Below are 20,460 nucleotides of genomic sequence, written 5' to 3' on the forward strand. Positions count from 1 at the left end.
TATGAGCAAAAAATCGATTCAAAAGGTGTACGCACTGACACCAATGCAGGAAGGAATGCTGTATCATGCGATGCTTGATCCGCATTCTTCCTCATACTTCACACAATTAGAGCTTGGGATTCACGGCGCTTTTGATCTTGAAATCTTTGAGAAAAGCGTCAATGAACTGATTCGGTCATACGATATTCTCCGTACGGTATTTGTGCATCAGCAGCTGCAAAAACCGCGTCAGGTTGTATTAGCGGAACGCAAAACAAAGGTGCATTATGAGGATATCAGTCATGCAGACACGAGCCGCCAGAAAGAGCACATTGAGCGTTACAAACAAGACGTTCAGCGACAAGGCTTTAACCTGGCAAAAGATATTTTGTTCAAGGTAGCAGTTTTCCGCCTTAATGCAGATCAGCTGTATCTCGTCTGGAGCAATCATCATATTATGATGGACGGCTGGAGCATGGGCGTCCTCATGAAAAGCCTGTTCCAAAACTATGAAGCGCTCAGAGCAGGCAGGACACCTGCAAACGGTAAAGGCAAGCCTTATTCCGATTACATCAAGTGGCTTGGAAAACAGGACAATGAAGAAGCGGAGAGCTACTGGAGCGAGCGCTTGGCGGGTTTTGAACAGCCAAGTGTGCTCCCGGGCCGCCTGCCTGTGAAAAAAGACGAATACGTCAATAAAGAATATTCATTTACATGGGACGAAACACTGGTTGCCCGTATTCAGCAAGCCGCAAACCGCCATCAAGTGACGGGGCCTAACCTATTTCAGGCCGTTTGGGGCATTGTTCTCAGCAAATACAACTTTACGGATGATGTGGTCTTCGGAACGGTCGTCTCGGGAAGGCCGTCTGAAATCAACGGAATTGAAACGATGGCGGGGCTGTTTATCAACACCATTCCAGTGCGGGTAAACGTTGAACGAGATGCTGCTTTCGCTGATATTTTCACAGCTGTTCAGCGGCATGCAGTAGAGGCGGAGCGTTACGATTACGTGCCGCTCTATGAGATTCAAAAACGCTCAGCCCTTGATGGCAATCTCTTAAACCATCTGGTCGCTTTTGAAAATTATCCGCTTGATCAGGAGCTTGAAAATGGCAGCATGGAAGACCGCCTCGGGTTCTCGATCAAGGTAGAAAGCGCATTTGAACAAACGAGCTTCGATTTCAACCTGATTGTGTATCCGGGCAAAACGTGGACCGTCAAAATCAAATATAACGGCGCCGCCTTTGATTCCGCTTTTATCGAACGGACAGCGGAGCACCTTACCCGCATGATGGAAGCAGCTGTCGATCAGCCGGCCGCGTTTGTGCGTGAGTACGGGCTTGTGGGAGCCGAAGAGCAGCGGCAAATTGTCGAGGTGTTTAACAGCACGAAAGCCGAACTCCCGGAAGGAATGGCTGTTCATCAAGTGTTTGAAGAGCAAGCGAAACGGACGCCGGCGAGCACTGCCGTTGTATATGAAGGAACCGAGCTGACATATCGCGAGCTGAATGCAGCGGCCAATCGTCTGGCGAGAAAGCTGATTGACCAAGGCCTTCAAAAAGGGGAAACAGTCGCGATTATGAACGACCGCTCAATAGAAACCGTTGTCGGCATGCTGGCTGTGTTAAAAGCAGGCGCTGCATATGTTCCGCTTGATCCAGCGCTTCCTGGGGACCGTCTTCGGTTCATGGCAGAGGACAGCTCCGTTCGAATGGTCTTGACCGGAATTTCTTATACAGAGCAGGCGCATCAGCTGCAGGTGCCGGTCCTTACACTGGACATAGGCTTGGATGAGAGCGAAGCGGTTGACAATCTCAACCTGCCATCCGCCCCGTCCGACTTGGCATATATCATGTACACATCCGGTTCAACGGGCAAACCAAAAGGCGTCATGATCGAACATAAAAGCATTCTGCGCCTCGTCAAAAATGCCGGGTACGTTCCTGTTACTGAAGAGGACCGTATGGCGCAAACAGGAGCGGTCAGCTTTGATGCCGGAACGTTTGAGGTATTCGGTGCACTGCTAAATGGCGCAGCGCTTTATCCGGTCAAAAAAGAGACGCTGCTTGATGCGAAACAATTTGCTGCATTCCTGCGCGAGCAAAGAATCTCGACGATGTGGCTGACATCACCATTATTCAACCAGCTTGCCGCAAAGGATGCGGGTATGTTCGGCACACTGCGACATTTAATCATCGGCGGAGACGCCCTTGTCCCGCATATTGTCAGCAAAGTCAAACAGGCATCGCCGTCGCTTTCATTGTGGAACGGATACGGCCCGACAGAAAACACGACGTTTTCAACAAGTTTTCTGATCGACCGCGAGTATGGCGGCTCTATCCCAATCGGGAAGCCGATCGGAAATTCCACTGCCTACATCATGGATGAGCAGGCACGCCTGCAGCCAATCGGCGCACCCGGCGAGCTTTGCGTCGGCGGAATCGGTGTGGCGCGTGGCTATGTCAATCTCCCTGAGCTGACGGAGAAGCAATTTCTCGAAGACCCGTTCAGACCGGGTGAAAGGATTTATCGCACTGGCGACTTGGCAAGATGGCTGCCGGACGGCAATATCGAATTTTTAGGCAGAATCGACAACCAAGTGAAGGTGCGCGGCTTCCGAATTGAGCTTGGCGAAATTGAAACAAAACTGAACATGGCTGAGCATGTGACAGAGGCTGCGGTGATCATCCGCAAAAACAAAGCGGATGAAAATGAAATTTGCGCGTACTTTACGGCGGACTGTGAAGTGACTGTGAGCGAGCTGAGAAAAACGCTATCTCAGTCTTTGCCTGATTATATGGTCCCTGCCCACCTGATTCAAATGGACAGTCTGCCGCTCACGCCAAACGGGAAAATCAACAAAAAAGAACTGCCCGCGCCGCAATCAGAAGCCGTGCAGCCGGAATACGCAGCACCAGAAACAGAGAGTGAAAAGAAATTAGCGGAGATCTGGGAAGGAATACTCGGTGTCAAAGCAGGCGTTACCGATAACTTCTTTATGATCGGCGGCCATTCTTTGAAAGCGATGATGATGACGGCAAAAATCCAAGAGCATTTCCATAAGGAAGTACCGATTAAAGTGCTTTTTGAAAAGCCGACCATTCAAGAATTGGCGCTGTATTTGGACGAGAACGAAAGCAAGGAGGAGCAGACGTTTGAACCGATCAGGCAAGCACCTTATCAGCAGCATTATCCTGTATCCCCGGCCCAGCGGAGAATGTATATCCTCAATCAGCTTGGACAAGCAAACACAAGCTACAACGTCCCCGCTGTACTTTTGCTGGAGGGAGAAGTAGATAAAGACCGGCTTGAAAACGCGATGCAGCAATTAATCAACCGGCACGAAATCCTTCGTACATCGTTTGACATGATCGACGGAGAGGTTGTACAAACCGTTCATAAAAACATATCGTTCCAGCTGGAGGCTGCCAAGGGACGGGAAGAGGACGCGGAGGAAATGATCAGAGCGTTCGTTCAGCCGTTTGAATTACATCGTGCGCCGCTCGTCCGTTCGAAGCTTGTCCAGCTGGAAGAAAATCGCCACCTGCTGCTCATTGATATGCATCATATTATCACTGACGGCAGTTCAACAGGCATTCTGATCGGTGATCTTGCCAAAATGTATCAAGGCGCGGATCTGGAGCTGCCGCAAATTCACTATAAAGATTACGCAGTTTGGCACAAAGAACACGCTGATTATCAAAAAGATGAGGCATACTGGCTCGATGTCTTTAAAGGCGAGCTGCCAATACTGGATCTTCCCGCGGATTTCGAGCGGCCTGCTGAGCGGAGCTTTGCGGGAGAGCGCGTGATGTTCGGGCTTGATCAACAGATGACTGCTCAAATCAAGTCATTCTTAGCAGAAACGGATACGACAATGTACATGTTTTTGCTGGCGGCATTCAATGTACTCCTTTCTAAGTACGCGTCGCAGGATGATATCATTGTCGGCTCGCCGACAGCTGGCAGAACACATCCTGATCTGCAAGGTGTGCCGGGGATGTTTGTCAACACGGTAGCACTCAGAACGGCACCAGCGGGGGATAAAACCTTCGCGCAATTCCTTGAGGAGGTCAAAACAGCCAGCCTTCAAGCCTTCGAGCACCAGAGCTATCCGCTTGAGGAGCTGATTGAAAAGCTTCCCCTTACAAGGGATACAAGCAGAAGTCCGCTGTTCAGCGTGATGTTCAATATGCAGAATATGGAGATTCCTTCTTTAAGATTAGGAGATTTGAAGATTTCCTCGTATTCCATGCATCATCATGTGGCGAAATTTGACCTCTCCTTGGAAGCGGTCGAGCGTGAAGACGATATCGGCCTAAGCTTTGACTATGCGACTGCTCTGTTTAAGGACGAGACGATCCGCCGCTGGAGCAGCCACTTTGTCAATATCATCAAAGCGGCCGCGGCTAATCCGAACATTCGGCTGTCTGAAGTAGATATGCTCTCATCTGCAGAAACAGCTGCTTTGCTGGAAGAAAGACATATGACTCAAATTACGGAAGCCACCTTTGCAGCTCTTTTTGAAAAACAGGCCCAGCAAACACCTGACCATCCTGCGGTGAAGGCTGGCGGAAATCTGCTGACCTATCTCGAGCTTGATGAACAGGCGAACCAGCTGGCGCACCATCTTCGTGCCCAAGGGGCAGGAAGTGAAGATATCGTTGCGATTGTTATGGACCGGTCAGCTGAGGTGATGGTATCCATTCTCGGTGTCATGAAGGCGGGGGCAGCTTTCCTTCCGATTGATCCTGATACACCCGAAGAACGAATCCGTTATTCATTAGAGGACAGCGGAGCAAAAATTGCGATCGTCAATGAAAGAAACATGACGGCTATTGGGCAATATGAAGGGGCAATCGTCAACCTTGATGAAGGTAAATGGAGAAATGAAAGCAAGGAGCGCCCAGCTTCCATTTCAGGGTCTCGCAATCTTGCATATGTCATTTATACATCCGGTACGACCGGAAAGCCGAAGGGCGTGCAGATCGAGCATCGCAATCTGACAAACTATGTCTCTTGGTTTAGTGAAGAGGCGAGCCTGACGGAAAAGGATAAGACTGTATTGCTATCCTCTTACGCATTTGACCTAGGCTATACGAGCGTGTTCCCCGTGCTTCTGGGCGGGGGCGAGCTCCATATCGTACAGAAGGAAACCTATACGGCGCCGGATAAAATAGCGCACTATATCAAGGAGCATGGGATCACATATATCAAACTGACCCCGTCTCTGTTCCATATAATGGTGAACACATCCAGTTTTGCAAAAGAGGCGAACTTTGAATCCCTGCGCTTGATCGTCTTGGGAGGAGAAAAAATCATCCCCGCTGATGTTCTTGCCTTTCGCAGGGTGTATGGACATACCGAATTTATCAATCACTACGGCCCGACAGAAGCAACGATCGGCGCCATCGCCGGACGGATTGATCTGTCTGAGCCGGATGCATTTGCGAAACGCCCGACAATCGGAAAACCGATTGCGAATGCCGGCGCGCTTGTCTTAAATGAAGCATTGAAGCTTGTGCCGCCGGGAGCGAGCGGACAGCTCTATATTACGGGACAGGGGCTTGCGAGAGGATATCTCAACAGGCCTCAGCTGACAGCCGAGAGATTTGTGGAGAATCCATATTCACCGGGCAGCCTCATGTACAAAACCGGAGATGTCGTACGGAGACTTTCTGACGGTACGTTTGAATTTATCGGCCGGGCTGATGATCAGGTGAAAATCCGCGGCTACCGCATTGAGCCGAAAGAAATTGAAACGGTCATGCTCAGCCTCAGTGAAATTCAAGAAGCGGTTGTGCTAGCGGTTTCCGAGGGCGGCCTTCAAGAGCTTTGCGCGTATTATACGTCGGATCAGGCCATCGAAAAAGCAGAGCTCCGGAACCAGCTTTCACAAACACTGCCGTCTCATATGATTCCTGCTTTCTTTGTGCAGGTTGACGCAATTCCGCTGACGGCAAACGGGAAAACCGACAGAAACGCTTTGCCGAAGCCGAATGCGGCACAATCTTCTGGCAAGACCTTGGCGGCACCGGAAACAGCGCTTGAAGAAAGCTTATGCCGCATATGGCGGAAAACGCTTGGCATAGAAGCCATCGGCATTGACGACAATTTTTTCGATTTAGGCGGCCATTCATTAAAAGGAATGATGCTGATTGCCAACATTCAGGCAGAATTGGAGAAAAGCATACCGCTTAAAGCACTGTTCGAGCAGCCAACTATTCGCCAGCTGGCGGCTTATATGGAGGCGTCTGCTGTTTCAGGCGGCCATCAAGTCCTCAAGCCGGCTGACAAGCAGGCTATGTATCCATTGTCATCCGCGCAGAAACGGATGTATGTGCTCAATCAGCTTGACCGTCAGACGATAAGCTACAACATGCCATCTGTTCTTTTAATGGAAGGTGAGCTTGATGTTTCACGCCTGCGCGACTCGCTCAATCAGCTTGTGAACCGTCATGAATCATTGCGGACGTCATTTATGGAAGCTAATGGTGAGCCTGTTCAGCGCATTATTGAGGAGGCGGAAGTTGATCTTCATCTGTTTGAAGCGGAAGAAGACGAAGCGGACCAAAAGATTAAGGAATTTATCCAGCCATTCGATTTAACCGACGCACCGCTCATTCGCGCCGCTTTGCTTCGAATAGAAGCGAAGAAACATTTGCTGCTTTTAGATATGCATCACATCATCGCAGACGGCGTCTCAAGAGGCATCTTTGTAAAAGAATTGGCGCTGCTTTACAAAGGAGAGCAGCTTCCGGAGCCGTCGCTTCATTATAAAGATTTCGCCGTTTGGCAACATGAAGCTGAGCAAAAAGAACGGATGAAGGAACACGAGGCGTACTGGCTGTCGGTTCTTTCAGGCGAGTTGCCAGAGCTTGATCTCCCGCTCGATTACGCCCGTCCGCCGGTGCAAAGCTTTAAAGGAGATACGATTCGTTTCCGTACGGGAAGTGAGACGGCAAAGGCGGTCGAAAAGCTGCTCGCGGAAACCGGAACGACCTTGCACATGGTGCTTTACGCGGTTTTCCACGTCTTTTTAAGCAAAATTTCCGGACAGCGGGATATCGTCATCGGCTCTGTTACTGCGGGCCGGACGAATGCCGATGTCCAAGACATGCCGGGAATGTTCGTCAATACACTTGCCCTGAGAATGGAAGCGAAAGAACAGCAGACATTTGCGGAGCTTCTGGAGCAAGCGAAGCAGACGAACCTGTCAGCGCTGGAGCATCAGGAGTATCCATTTGAAGATCTGGTTAATCAGCTTGATCTCCCTCGGGATATGAGCCGAAATCCAGTATTTAATGTGATGGTGACGACAGAAAACCCCGATAAAGAACAGCTTACATTGCCAAATCTGAGCATTTCACCTTATGAGGCTCATCAGGGAACCTCTAAGTTTGATCTGACATTGGGCGGGTTTACTGATGAAAACGGCATTGGCTTGCAGCTCGAATATGCGACAGATCTGTTCACAAAAGAAACGGCTGAAAAATGGAGCGAATACGTTCTGAGGTTACTAAAGGCTGTTGCGGAAAACCCGAACCAGCCGCTTTCCAGCCTGTCACTCGTCACTGAAACAGAAAAACAAGCGCTTCTTGAGGCATGGAAGGGCAAAACGCTGCCTGTGCCGACAGACAAAACGGTTCATCAGCTATTCGAAGAGACTGTTCAGCGCCACAAAGACCGCCCTGCTGTCACATACAACGGCCGGTCCTGGACGTACGGCGAACTGAATGCGAAGGCAAACCGTCTCGCGCGGATTCTGATCGATTGCGGCATCAGCCCGGATGACCGCGTCGGCGTTCTTACGAAGCCGTCGCTTGAAATGTCGGCCGCTGTGCTCGGCGTCTTAAAGGCGGGAGCGGCGTTTGTGCCGATTGATCCTGACTACCCGGATCAGCGGATTGAGTATATTTTACAGGACAGCGGCGCGAAGCTTCTCTTGAAGCAAGAGGGCATTTCAGTGCCGGACAGCTATACGGGGGATGTCATTCTTCTCGACGGAAGCCGCACGATTCTAAGCCTGCCGCTTGATGAAAACGACGAGGAAAATCCAGAAACCGCTGTAACCGCGGAGAACTTGGCGTACATGATTTACACGTCTGGAACGACCGGACAGCCGAAGGGTGTCATGGTCGAGCACCATGCGCTTGTGAACCTGTGCTTCTGGCACCACGACGCGTTCAGTATGACAGCGGAGGACCGCAGTGCGAAGTACGCGGGCTTTGGGTTTGACGCTTCCATTTGGGAGATGTTCCCGACTTGGACGATCGGCGCCGAGCTTCACGTTATTGATGAAGCGATCCGCCTCGATATTGTCCGCCTAAACGATTATTTCGAAACGAACGGCGTAACGATTACGTTCCTGCCGACACAGCTGGCGGAACAGTTCATGGAGCTTGAGAACACATCACTGCGCGTATTGCTCACAGGCGGAGACAAGCTGAAGCGAGCAGTGAAAAAGCCGTATACACTCGTCAACAACTACGGGCCGACAGAAAACACGGTCGTTGCCACAAGCACAGAAATCCATCCGGAGGAAGGCTCGCTTTCCATCGGACAGGCAATCGCCAATACGAGAGTGTACATTCTTGGCGAGGGCAATCAGGTACAGCCGGAAGGCGTAGCCGGAGAGCTTTGTGTAGCGGGACGCGGATTGGCGCGAGGCTATCTGAATCGAGAAGACGAAACCGCGAAGCGGTTTGTCGCTGATCCGTTTGTGCCGGGTGAGCGCATGTACCGCACCGGCGATTTGGTGAAGTGGACAGGGGGCGGCATCGAATACATCGGCCGGATCGACCAGCAGGTCAAGGTCCGCGGCTACCGAATCGAGCTTTCAGAAATCGAAGTCCAGCTCGCGCAGCTTTCTGAGGTGCAGGATGCGGCGGTAACAGCCGTGCAGGATAAAGGCGGCAATACAGCGATCGCGGCGTATGTCACACCTGAATCAGCTGACATAGAAGCACTGAAATCAGCACTGAAGGAAACCCTGCCGGATTACATGATCCCGGCGTTCTGGGTAACGCTGAGCGAGCTTCCGGTTACGGCAAACGGCAAAGTGGACCGCAAAGCCTTGCCTGAGCCGGACATCGAAGCGGGAAGCGGGGAATACAAAGCGCCGACGACCGACATGGAAGAGCTGCTTGCCGGCATCTGGCAGGACGTGCTTGGAATGGCTGAAGTCGGTGTCACCGATAATTTCTTCTCGCTGGGCGGAGATTCCATCAAAGGAATTCAGATGGCGAGCCGCTTGAACCAGCACGGCTGGAAGCTGGAAATGAAAGATCTCTTCCAGCATCCGACGATCGAGGAGCTGACCCAATACGTAGAGCGTGCCGAAGGCAAACAGGCAGACCAAGGCCCGGTGGAGGGCGAAGTCATCCTGACGCCGATCCAGCGCTGGTTCTTTGAAAAGAACTTCACGAATCAGCACCACTGGAACCAATCGGTGATGCTTCACGCCAAGAAGGGCTTTGATCCTGAACGGGTGGAGAAAACATTGCAGGCGCTGATCGAACATCATGACGCGCTCCGTATGGTTTACCGTGAGGAAAACGGGGACATCATTCAGGCGTATCAACCGATCGGTGAGAGCAAGGTAAGTTTCGAAATCGTGGATCTGTACGGCTCTGATGAAGAGATGCTGAAAAACCAGATTAAGATTCTGGCGAACAGGCTGCAAAGCAGTATTGATCTGCAAAACGGGCCCCTTCTAAAGGCGGAGCAATACCGCACGGAAGCTGGGGATCACCTGCTCATCGCTGTACACCATCTCGTGGTCGACGGTGTGTCATGGCGGATTTTGCTTGAAGATTTTGCTTCAGGCTACATGCAGGCTGAGAAAGAAGAGAGCCTTGTCTTCCCGCAAAAAACAAACTCCTTCAAGGACTGGGCGGAAGAACTGGCGGCATTCAGCCAATCAGTGCATCTTTTACAGCAGGCTGAATACTGGTCGCAAATTGCCGCTGAGCAGGTTTCTCCTTTACCGAAGGATTGTGAAACAGAGCAGCGGATCGTCAAGGATACATCATCCGTCCTATGTGAATTAACGGAAGAAGACACGAAGCATCTTTTAACAGATGTTCATCAGCCATATGGAACTGAAATCAACGATATACTTCTCAGCGCGCTTGGTTTGACAATGAAAGAATGGACAGCCAGTGCCAAAATCGGCATTAACCTTGAGGGACACGGCCGGGAGGACATCATCCCGAATGTGAATATCTCCAGAACGGTCGGCTGGTTTACGGCACAATACCCAGTTGTGCTCGACATCTCTGAAGCAGATGTCTCAGCTGTGATCAAAACAGTCAAAGAAAACCTGCGCCGCATTCCGGATAAAGGTGTTGGCTACGGCATTCTTCGTTATTTCACAGAAACATCGGAAACAAAGGGCTTCACACCGGAGATCAGCTTCAACTATTTGGGCCAATTCGACAGTGAAGTCAAAACCGATTTCTTTGAACCGTCCGCTTTCGATATGGGGCGCCAAGTAAGCGGAGAATCAGAGGCGCTGTACGCTTTAAGCTTCAGCGGCATGATCAGAAACGGCCGGTTTGTGCTTTCCTGCTCCTACAATGAGAAGGAGTTTGAAAGAGCCACGATTGAAGAGCGAATGGAACGGTTTAAAGAAAATCTTCTGATGCTGATCCGTCATTGCACGGAAAAAGAAGAGAAGGAATTCACGCCAAGCGACTTCAGCGCCGAAAACCTTGAAATGGACGAAATGGGAGATATCTTTGACATGCTTGAGGAGAATTTAAAATAAAACGCAAGGGAATTACAGAAGGCGGGAGCGAAACATATGAGTCAATTTAGCAAGGATCAGGTTCAAGATATGTATTACCTATCGCCGATGCAGGAAGGGATGCTTTTTCATGCCATCCTGAATCCCGGCCAAAGCTTTTACCTTGAACAGATCACGATGAAAGTAAAAGGCAGCTTGAATATCAAATGTCTTGAAGAAAGCATGAATGTGATCATGGACCGGTACGATGTATTTCGTACCGTGTTCATTCACGAAAAAGTAAAAAGGCCTGTCCAAGTCGTATTGAAAAAACGGCAGTTCCATATAGAAGAAATCGATCTGACACACTTAACGGGCAGCGAGCAAACAGCCAAAATCAATGAATACAAGGAACAGGATAAGATCAGAGGCTTTGATTTGACGCGGGATATTCCGATGCGGGCAGCTGTTTTCAAAAAAGCTGAAGAAAGCTTTGAATGGGTGTGGAGCTACCACCACATTATTTTGGACGGCTGGTGCTTCGGCATCGTCGTACAAGATCTATTTAAAGTATACAATGCTCTGCGCGAACAAAAGCCGTACAACCTGCCGCCAGTCAAACCGTATAAAGACTATATCAAGTGGCTTGAAAAGCAGGATAAACACGCATCACTGCGTTACTGGCGCGAGTACTTAGAGGATGTTGAGGGACAAACGACGTTTGCGGAGCAAAGAAAGAAACAAAAGGACGGCTATGAGCCGAAAGAGCTGCTCTTTTCATTGCCGAAGGCGGAAACAAAGGCCTTTACCGAGCTTGCAAAATCGCAGCATACCACTTTAAGCACGGCGCTGCAGGCAGTCTGGAGCGTATTGATCAGCCGCTATCAGCAGTCTGGCGATTTAACGTTTGGTACAGTCGTTTCCGGGCGTCCCGCGGAAATTAAAGGCGTTGAACATATGGTTGGACTGTTTATCAACGTTGTCCCGAGACGTGTGAAGCTGTCTAAGGATATCACATTTACCGGCTTGCTCAAGCAGCTGCAGGAGCAATCGCTGCAGTCCGAGCCGCATCAATATGTGCCGCTTTATGACATCCAAAGCCAGGCCGATCAGCCGAAACTGATTGACCACATCATTGTTTTTGAGAACTATCCGCTTCAGGATGCGAAAAATGAAGAAAGCAGTGAAAACGGCTTTGATATGGTGGATGTTCATGTTTTTGAGAAGTCGAATTATGATCTCAACCTAATGGCTTCTCCAGGTGAAGAGATGCTGATTAAGCTTGCTTATAATGAGAATGTGTTTGATGAGGCGTTTATCCTGCGCTTGAAATCTCAGCTTCTCACAGCAATTCAGCAGCTCATCCAGAATCCCGAACAGCCTGTCAGCACGATCAACCTCGTTGACGACAGGGAGAGAGAATTTTTGCTTACAGGCTTAAACCCGCCGGCTCAAACTCATGAGACAAAGCCCCTGACCGATTGGTTTAAGGAAGCGGTGAATCTCAATCCGAATGCGCCGGCGCTTACGTATTCCGGCCAGACCCTGTCTTATCGCGAATTAGATCAGGAAGCGAACCGCCTTGCGCACCGTTTGCAAAAACACGGTGCGGGCAAAGGCTCCGTTGTAGCGCTGTACACGAAGCGCTCACTTGAACTGGTGATCGGCATTCTCGGTGTATTAAAGGCGGGAGCGGCTTATCTGCCGGTTGACCCGAAGCTGCCAGAGGACCGAATCTCGTATATGCTGGCTGACAGTGCGGCAGCCTGTCTGCTGACACATCAGGAGATGAAAGAACAAGCGGCTCAGCTGCCGTATACAGGCACAACGCTCGTCATCGATGATCAAACACGGTTTGAGGAAAAGGAAAGCGATCCTGCCACCGCAATTGATCCCGATGATCCGGCATATATCATGTACACGTCCGGCACAACCGGAAAGCCAAAGGGCAATATGACCACTCATGCCAATATTCAAGGGTTGGTCAAGCATGTAGACTACATGGCATTTTCTGAAAAAGATACGTTCTTATCTGTTTCGAATTACGCCTTCGACGCATTTACCTTTGATTTCTACGCTTCCATACTGAATGCGGCACGGCTCATTATCGCAGATGAACATACGCTGCTTGATACAGAACGGCTCACTGATCTGATCAAGAAGGAGAATGTCAATGTCATGTTTGCCACAACTGCGCTGTTTAATCTTCTCACAGATGCGGGAGAGGATTGGATGAAGGGGCTTCGCTGTGTATTATTCGGCGGAGAGCGCGCATCTGTTCCGCACGTCAGGAAAGCGCTGCGGGTCATGGGGCCGGGCAAGCTGATTAACTGCTACGGGCCGACTGAGGGAACAGTGTTTGCGACTGCTCACGTCGTGCATGATATACCGGATTCCATCTCCTCATTGCCGATCGGAAAGCCGATCAGCAATGCCAGTATTTATATTCTGAATGAGCAAAGACAGCTCCAGCCATTCGGGGCGATCGGTGAACTGTGCATCAGCGGAATGGGCGTGTCAAAAGGATATGTAAATCGTGCTGACCTCACGAAGCAAAAGTTTATCAAGAACCCGTTTAAGCCGAAAGAAATGCTTTACCGCACAGGGGATTTAGCACGCTGGCTGCCGGATGGAACGATTGAATACGCCGGCCGTATTGACGATCAGGTCAAAATACGGGGACACCGGATTGAGCTTGAAGAAATTGAAAAGCAGCTGCAGGAATACCCGGGAGTGAAAGATGCGGTCGTTGTTGCGGACTGCCCTGAGTCTGGCGATGCATCAATCAACGCCTACCTGGTGACCCGGACGCAGCTTTCAACTGAAGGCGTAAAGGCGCACCTGAAAAAACAGCTTCCTGCTTACATGGTGCCGCAAACCTTTACTTTCTTGGATGAGCTTCCTTTAACGACAAACGGGAAAGTCAATAAACGGCTGCTGCCAAAACCTGATCAGGATCAGCTGGCGGAAGAATGGATCGGACCGCGAAACGAGATGGAAGAAACAATCGCGCAAATCTGGTCTGAGGTTCTCGGCAGAAAACAAGTCGGCATTCATGACGATTTCTTTGTGCTCGGAGGACATTCCTTGAAGGCAATGACCGCCGCCTCCCGCATCAAGAAGGAGCTCGGGATTGATCTTCCGGTAAAGGTTTTGTTTGAAGCGCCGACAATCGCCGGTATTTCAGCGTTTTTGAAAAACGGGGGCTCAGATGGATTGCAGGATGTAACGATAATGAATCCCGATCGGGAGCAGATCATTTTCGCATTTCCTCCAGTCTTGGGCTATGGCCTCATGTACCAAAATCTGGCCGCCCGCTTGCCGTCATACAAGCTGTGCGCCTTTGACTTCATTGAAGAAGAAAATCGCCTTGACCGCTATGCGGATTTGATCCAGAAGCTTCAGCCGGAAGGGCCTTTGACTTTGTTTGGATATTCAGCAGGATGCAGCCTGGCGTTTGAAGCTGCCAAAAAGCTTGAGGAACAAGGCCGTATTGTTCAGCGGATCATCATGGTGGATTCCTATAAAAAACAAGGTGTCAGTGATCTGGACGGACGCACGGTTGAAAGTGATGTCGAAGCGTTGATGAATGTAAACCGGGACAATGAAGCGCTCAACAGCGAAGCCGTCAAACAAGGACTTAAGCAAAAAACACATGCCTTTTACTCATACTACGTCAGCCTGATCAGCACAGGCCAGGTGAAAGCAGATATTGATCTGCTGACTTCAGGCACTGATTTTGACATGCCGGAATGGCTTGCATCATGGGAAGAGGCAACAACAGGTGTTTATCGTGTGAAAAGAGGCTTCGGAACACACGCAGAAATGCTGCAGGGCGAAACGCTAGATAGGAATGCCGTAATTTTGCTCGAATTTCTTAATACACAAACCGTAACGGTTTCTTAAATGAAGTGATGAAAGGAGGAGACAGCCAATGAGCCAACTCTTCAAATCATTTGATGCGTCGGAAAAAACGCAGCTCATCTGTTTTCCGTTTGCCGGCGGCTACTCAGCGTCGTTTCGCCCTCTCCATGCTTTTTTGCAGGGGGAGTGTGAGATGCTTGCTGCTGAGCCGCCGGGACACGGCACGAATCAAACGACAGCAATTGAGGATCTCGAAGAGCTGACGGATTTGTACAAGCAAGAACTGAACCTGGGCCCTGATCGGCCGTTTGTGCTGTTCGGACACAGTATGGGCGGCATGATCACCTTCAGGCTGGCGCAAAAGCTTGAGCGGGAAGGCATCTTTCCACAGGCCGTTATCATTTCTGCGATACAGCCGCCTCATATTCAGCGGAAGAAAGTGTCCCATCTGCCTGATGATCAATTCCTTGATCATATTATCAAATTAGGCGGAATGCCCGCAGAGCTTGTTGAAAATAAGGAGGTCATGTCCTTTTTCCTGCCTTCCTTCCGATCGGACTACAGGGCGCTTGAACAATTTGTGCTTCACGATCTGGCCCCGATCCAATCGCCTGTTCATGTCTTTAACGGGCTTGATGATAAAAAATGCATTCGAGATGCGGAAGGCTGGAAGAAGTGGACGAAAGACATCACATTCCATCAATTTGACGGCGGCCACATGTTCCTGCTGTCACAAACGGAAGAAGTCGCAGAACGGATTTTTGCAATCTTGAATCAGCATCCGATCATTCAATCGTGATCAAAAGCGGACAGCTCAGGCTGTTCCGCTTTTTTAGTGTGGAATGACAATTTTCGCATGGTATAATAGTCGAAATACTCAGATAAAGGCAGGTCAAAACATGCGCACGTCTCCCAGGATGAAATGGTTTGTATTGCTGTTTACGTTTGTTTTCGCCATCGGAATGAACTCATTCAGAAACTCCTTTCAATTTTTTATGCTTCCAATGGCGGATGCCTTCCATGCCGACAGGTCGCTGATCTCGGTTTCTGTCAGCATTTTTATGATCACAACCGGCATCGTCCAGTTTTTTGTCGGTTTTTTTATCGACCGGTTCAGTGTCAGAAAAATTATGGCGCTGGGGGCTGTTTGCATCAGCGCTAGCTTTTTGGTGCTTCCGTATTCACCAAATGTTCATGTGTTTTCCGCTATTTACGGTGTGCTTGGCGGGATCGGCTATTCCTGTGCGGTCGGCGTGACGACCCAGTATTTCATCAGCCGCTGGTTTGACACACACAAAGGTCTGGCGCTTGCTATTTTGACCAATGCCAACTCTGCGGGCTTGCTCCTTCTCTCGCCCATTTGGGCAGCGGCTCCGTACCATGCCGGCTGGCAGAACACCTATACCATTTTGGGAATCGTCATGGCGGCTGTTCTGCTGCCGCTCCTCGCCTTCGGGATGAAGCATCCGCCACATGCACAAGTGCAGTCAGTGAAAAAATCTTATGACTGGCGGGGATTTTGGAACGTGATGAAGCAGTCTCGCCTCATTCATATCCTGTACTTCGGGGTGTTTACTTGCGGATTTACGATGGGAATCATTGATGCTCACCTTGTCCCGATACTGAAGGATGCGCATGTCTCTCATGTTAACGGAATGATGGCTGCGTTCGGGGCGTTTATTATCATTGGCGGATTATTGGCGGGCTGGCTGTCAGATCTCCTCGGCAGCAGAAGCATCATGCTATTCATCTTATTTTTCATCCGGCTGCTCAGCCTGATTTGCCTGCTCATCCCCATTTTCGGAATTCATCACAGCGAACTTTGGTATTTTGGCTTTATCCTGTTATTTGGACTCAGTTACACAGGCGTGATCCCGCTGACCGCGGCGTCAATTTCAGAAAGCTATCAAACAGGATTGATCGGTTCGCTGTTAGGCATCAATTTCTTTATCCATCAGGTTGCCGGGGCTCTCAGTGTGTATACGGGCGGTTTGTTTTTTGACATGACTCATGATTATCTGCTGATTGTTGCTGTGTGTATCGTGTTTGTAGGTGTATCGGCTGTAATAGAGCTTGTGCCGTTTTTCGATAAACAAAAGGCAAAAGAAACCCATCAATCAATATAAAAGAACCGGCACTATCAATGCCGATCCTTTTTAAATTTGAGTTTTTTTGTTTCGGTATTTTTAAGGATAATCTCCTTGAATCTGTTCATCTCCACTTCGGAATGAAAAAAATGTTTTGGTATCGCAATATATTGGCTGCTGGATGTATTGATGCGGAAGATATTCTTATACTCGAAAACAGCTGTGATTTCATTCCAATTGAAAATGAGGTCATATTTTTTAGAACTTATACGAATTCCTTCTTGATTCACAGTATATGTTCTTTTGGATTTCATCCGTTCGTTCTTCTTGTATGCTCTGGAAAACTTCACATATAGAAGAAGGAGAAGCAGCAGTGTAAACAGAACGGACATCGCGATAATCAACATACTGTTCATAAACAAGTTAAGCGCGTCACTGCCATAAACGATACGGGGCCATCCGTTAATGAAGTTAACTGCAGCAAATATGGCGCAACACAACAGAAAGTAAAAGCATGACATTTTTGCGATTTGATAAAAAAAGATTTCTCTTACATCCTTAAAAGTGATTTCTCCTGGAAGAATGATACTTTCACTAGCATATTGAATCATACGGTAAACCTACACCTCTAACCATGTTTTTCCTTTCAGTCTAGCATAATTTCTCATTTTTTTGCAGGCATACCAGAGCGCTTTGTTTTTTTCTGCAGATTGGTATTGCTCCCCAGCACGCCAATCATAATACAAACTGCTCCGGCAAAGTGATACCAGGCAAGGCTTTCGTTTAGAATCACCACTCCTGCAATCATCGTTACGATAGTAGATACATGATTAAAAGCACTCATTTTAAACGCCTCAATCCGTGACAGCGTATAGTTAGACAAGAATGAAGTGACAAGTGAAGACAGCACGCCCAAATACACAATAGAGAGAACGAAGCCGGGCTCCCGGAATGGCTGAAAATAAGTGCCGACTGTTCCCGCCGCTCCGTGGCGCACAAGGGCAATGGCGTTGAAGACGACAAAACCGATGGCAGACATGATGTAGGTAAGCTCGGTCAGCTTGAACCGCTGCGTCATTTTTCTGGCAGCGGTATTGTACATCGCTGAAGACAAGGCGGACAACAGTATCAGCAAAGACCCTTTTAAGCTGGCTGATTCCACGTCAACGCCTTTCATCACAAAAATAAACATGACACCGGCAACGGATAAAACCGTGAACCCCTTTTGCATCCACGTCGGGCGTTCTTTTAAAACATAAGCGGCAAACACCATCGTGAAAATCGGAATGGCTGCCTGAATAACCCCCGCTTCAGATGAGGAAGAGTACACAAGGCCGAATGCCTGAAAGCTGAAAAATAGCGCGGGATACAGCAGGGCGAGCGGCAAAATGGCAATGACGTCCTTTACGCGGATTGAAAGCTTTACCCAGCCGAATAAGACAGGTACAGTGGCCGCAGCAAACGCAATGGTGAACCGGTGCGCCAGAATATCAAACGGCTCTGCTGTTTGCAGTGCGATTTTTACGAATAGAAAGGATAAACCGATAATAACCGAATAGAAAACAGCCGCTATATAAGCGGAGGCTTGCTGATGTTTAACCATAATGGGAGGTGCTCCTTTACCCGAATTGCAGCGCCGGTCGCTCCCTTTATTGTATGGCCGCGGTCAGCACGGTACAATGAGAAAAACAATGAACTGTACCGGTACAAAACAGGAGGAGAAGACATGGAGAAATATATGTGTCTATTAACGAGGATAGAGGAGATGATGCAAAGCACCGCCTATCAAGAAGGAGACAGGCTTCCATCTATCCGTCAGCTGTCCGCCCGCTACCAAGTCAGCAAAAGCACAGTGATCCGCGCGCTGCAGGAGCTGGAAAAGCGCCACCTTATCTATTCCGTTCCGAAAAGCGGCTATTATATTGTGAAAAAGACGGGGAAATCAAAAAGCGCGCAGCCTGGCCGAATCGACTTTGCCACATCTGCGCCAGATCCAGATGTGTTTCCGTATCTTGATTTTCAGCACTGCATCAACAAAGCGATTGATACATATAAAAACGATTTGTTTATTTATGGGACGCCAAAGGGGCTTCCATCACTCATCCGTGTACTCCGAAAGCTCTTGGCCAATCAGCAGGTATTTGCGGATGAACGGCACATTTTCATTACTTCAGGTGTCCAGCAGGCGTTATCCTTGCTTTGTGCCATGCCGTTTCCAAATGGGAAAGAGAAGATCGCCATTGAACAGCCGGGCTACCATTTGATGGTCGAACAGCTTGAGACGCTTGGAATTCCCGCCATCGGAGTGAAACGAACGGAAGAGGGGCTCAATTTAACCGAGGTTGAGCGGCTGTTTCAAACAGAATCGATCAAATTTTTTTATACGATGCCCCGCTTCCATAATCCGCTTGGCTGCTCTTTGTCAGAGCGTGATAAACAGGAGCTTGTAAGACTGGCAGAAGCGTATGATGTCTATCTCGTTGAGGATGATTATCTCGGTGATTTGGAGGAAAATAAAAAGGCAGATCCGCTGCACGCATATGACCTGTCCTCACATGTCATTTATTTAAAAAGCTTCTCGAAAATGATGTTTCCCGGCCTTCGCGTGGGGGCGGCTGTTTTGCCCGAAGCACTGACTGACAAGTTTCATGCGTACAAAAAGCTGAACGACATCGACTGTTCGATGATTTCTCAAGCGGCATTGGAGATTTATCTGAAAAGCGGTATGTATGGCAGGCACAAGGAGAAAATCAGAGATTCCTATAAGGAGCGATCACTGAGGCTTCATCAAGCCATTCAAACCCACAGGCAGCTGGGAAGCGGCCGCTTTACGTTTTCAGGCGGCCAGGCACCCTGTATGCACACCCATCTGGTGCTTCCTGTGGATCTACCGGCCTCAAGAGTGATTCATAGACTGAAAAAACAAGGGGTTCACCTTGAGGCGATAGACCGTCATTATTTATCAGGTTATCAAAAAGAAAATCTATTAAAAATCAATATATCCAATGTGAAAACGGAAGATATTGATCGCGGTGTCAAGCTGTTGATGAGCCATTTATAAAAGCGCTTCGTACGAGACCATTGTGATATCCTCAGGGAAATCAGGGTGCGCGGCGCATACAGCCATTTTGTAGCCGGGATCGATATCATACGTTTTGATATAGCAGGGGGAATGGCTGTCCGGAAGCTCAATGGATACTTCTCCGTCCTGATGCAGGCGCACTGAAAAGGAATCAAGCGGTAGTGATAACCCCTTGCCCTCCTGTTTGATAAAGCTTTCTTTCATTGACCATAGATGATAAAAATAGTCTGTTTGCTCGTCCTTGTTTTTGGCTAAAAGGTCGCTGTACTCTGTTTTTGAAAAGAAGCGCTTGGCGATCTCAAGGCTGATCGGTTTCATTTTTTCAATATCGATGCCGATGGGCTGTGAATCAAACGCACCAATGACCCAGCGGCCGGAATGAGAAATGTTGAAATGGGCGTCAGGAAGATCAGGGATGCAGGGCTTCCCGTATTCCTGCGCGCTAAAGCGGATATCAGATTTGTCCAACTGATACTGCCCGCTTATGACTGAACGAACAAGCACATCTCCCAGCAGGGTGCGGTGTGCATCTTCTTTATGATAAAATCTCCGGCATTTCTCCCGTTTTTCAGGCGATATGAAAGACATGAACCGTTCAGTCTCTTCCTGTGAAAGCGGGCGGTCCATATAAATTCCGTAAATCTTCATTCTAGGTCCTCCGTCTGCAAAAGATTGTCAAAACCATCCTATCATACATCAACAAGACTCATATAGAG

At 49.1% G+C, this 20,460-nt stretch carries 8 protein-coding genes; 5 read left to right on the plus strand and 3 right to left on the minus strand.

The window, feature by feature from the left end; translation table 11 throughout:
* The first annotated feature begins 1 nt into the window (after position 1).
* The 4 genes from srfAB to MY9_RS02025 all read left to right on the plus strand — a co-directional run bounded on the left by srfAB (position 2) and on the right by MY9_RS02025 (position 16,701).
* Positions 2 to 10,753, plus strand: coding sequence for a surfactin non-ribosomal peptide synthetase SrfAB (srfAB, locus tag MY9_RS21815; protein WP_014662744.1), 10,752 nt, complete (start codon positions 2 to 4; stop codon positions 10,751 to 10,753).
* Positions 10,754 to 10,789: 36 nt separating this feature from the next.
* A complete protein-coding gene (srfAC, locus tag MY9_RS02015) occupies positions 10,790 to 14,617 on the plus strand; it encodes a surfactin non-ribosomal peptide synthetase SrfAC (protein ID WP_014662745.1) in 3,828 nt (1,275 codons plus the stop codon).
* Positions 14,618 to 14,645: 28 nt separating this feature from the next.
* On the plus strand, positions 14,646 to 15,374 hold the full coding sequence (gene srfAD, locus MY9_RS02020; RefSeq protein ID WP_014662746.1) for a surfactin biosynthesis thioesterase SrfAD: 729 nt from the start codon (positions 14,646 to 14,648) through the stop codon (positions 15,372 to 15,374).
* 100 nt (positions 15,375 to 15,474) lie between these two features.
* Positions 15,475 to 16,701, plus strand: a complete 1,227-nt coding sequence (locus MY9_RS02025; protein ID WP_014662747.1) for an MFS transporter — start codon at positions 15,475 to 15,477, stop codon at positions 16,699 to 16,701.
* Positions 16,702 to 16,715: 14 nt separating this feature from the next.
* Here the strand turns inward: MY9_RS02025 and MY9_RS02030 are convergent, their stop codons facing one another.
* The gene (locus tag MY9_RS02030) at positions 16,716 to 17,273 is read right to left on the minus strand and encodes a YcxB family protein (protein ID WP_014662748.1); all 558 of its coding nucleotides are present in this window, start codon (positions 17,271 to 17,273) and stop codon (positions 16,716 to 16,718) included.
* A gap of 53 nt (positions 17,274 to 17,326) precedes the next feature.
* Positions 17,327 to 18,265 carry a DMT family transporter gene (locus MY9_RS02035; protein WP_014662749.1) on the minus strand — a complete coding sequence of 313 codons (939 nt, stop codon included), beginning with the start codon at positions 18,263 to 18,265 and terminating at the stop codon, positions 17,327 to 17,329.
* A 123-nt stretch (positions 18,266 to 18,388) separates the two neighbouring features.
* Here MY9_RS02035 and MY9_RS02040 point away from each other — a divergent pair, with 123 nt between their 5' ends.
* A complete protein-coding gene (locus MY9_RS02040; protein WP_041521470.1) occupies positions 18,389 to 19,723 on the plus strand; it encodes an aminotransferase-like domain-containing protein in 1,335 nt (444 codons plus the stop codon).
* Here the strand turns inward: MY9_RS02040 and MY9_RS02045 are convergent.
* Positions 19,718 to 20,392: a 4'-phosphopantetheinyl transferase gene (locus MY9_RS02045; RefSeq protein ID WP_014662751.1), complete on the minus strand. Its 675-nt coding sequence runs from the start codon at positions 20,390 to 20,392 to the stop codon at positions 19,718 to 19,720. The genes MY9_RS02040 and MY9_RS02045 overlap by 6 nt on opposite strands.
* Between the last annotated feature and the right edge of the window lie 68 nt (positions 20,393 to 20,460).

It is taken from the genome of Bacillus sp. JS (genome assembly GCF_000259365.1).
Classification (GTDB): domain Bacteria; phylum Bacillota; class Bacilli; order Bacillales; family Bacillaceae; genus Bacillus; species Bacillus stercoris.

What these genes read in the sequence shown, in the direction of transcription:
- srfAB (WP_014662744.1), top strand. Translation starts at nt 2, where the DNA reads ATGAGCAAAAAATCGATTCAAAAGGTGTACGCACTGACACCAATGCAG.
- srfAC (WP_014662745.1), top strand. Translation starts at nt 10,790, where the DNA reads ATGAGTCAATTTAGCAAGGATCAGGTTCAAGATATGTATTACCTATCG.
- srfAD (WP_014662746.1), top strand. Translation starts at nt 14,646, where the DNA reads ATGAGCCAACTCTTCAAATCATTTGATGCGTCGGAAAAAACGCAGCTC.
- MY9_RS02025 (WP_014662747.1), top strand. Translation starts at nt 15,475, where the DNA reads ATGCGCACGTCTCCCAGGATGAAATGGTTTGTATTGCTGTTTACGTTT.
- MY9_RS02030 (WP_014662748.1), bottom strand. Translation starts at nt 17,273, where the DNA reads ATGATTCAATATGCTAGTGAAAGTATCATTCTTCCAGGAGAAATCACT.
- MY9_RS02035 (WP_014662749.1), bottom strand. Translation starts at nt 18,265, where the DNA reads ATGGTTAAACATCAGCAAGCCTCCGCTTATATAGCGGCTGTTTTCTAT.
- MY9_RS02040 (WP_041521470.1), top strand. Translation starts at nt 18,389, where the DNA reads ATGGAGAAATATATGTGTCTATTAACGAGGATAGAGGAGATGATGCAA.
- MY9_RS02045 (WP_014662751.1), bottom strand. Translation starts at nt 20,392, where the DNA reads ATGAAGATTTACGGAATTTATATGGACCGCCCGCTTTCACAGGAAGAG.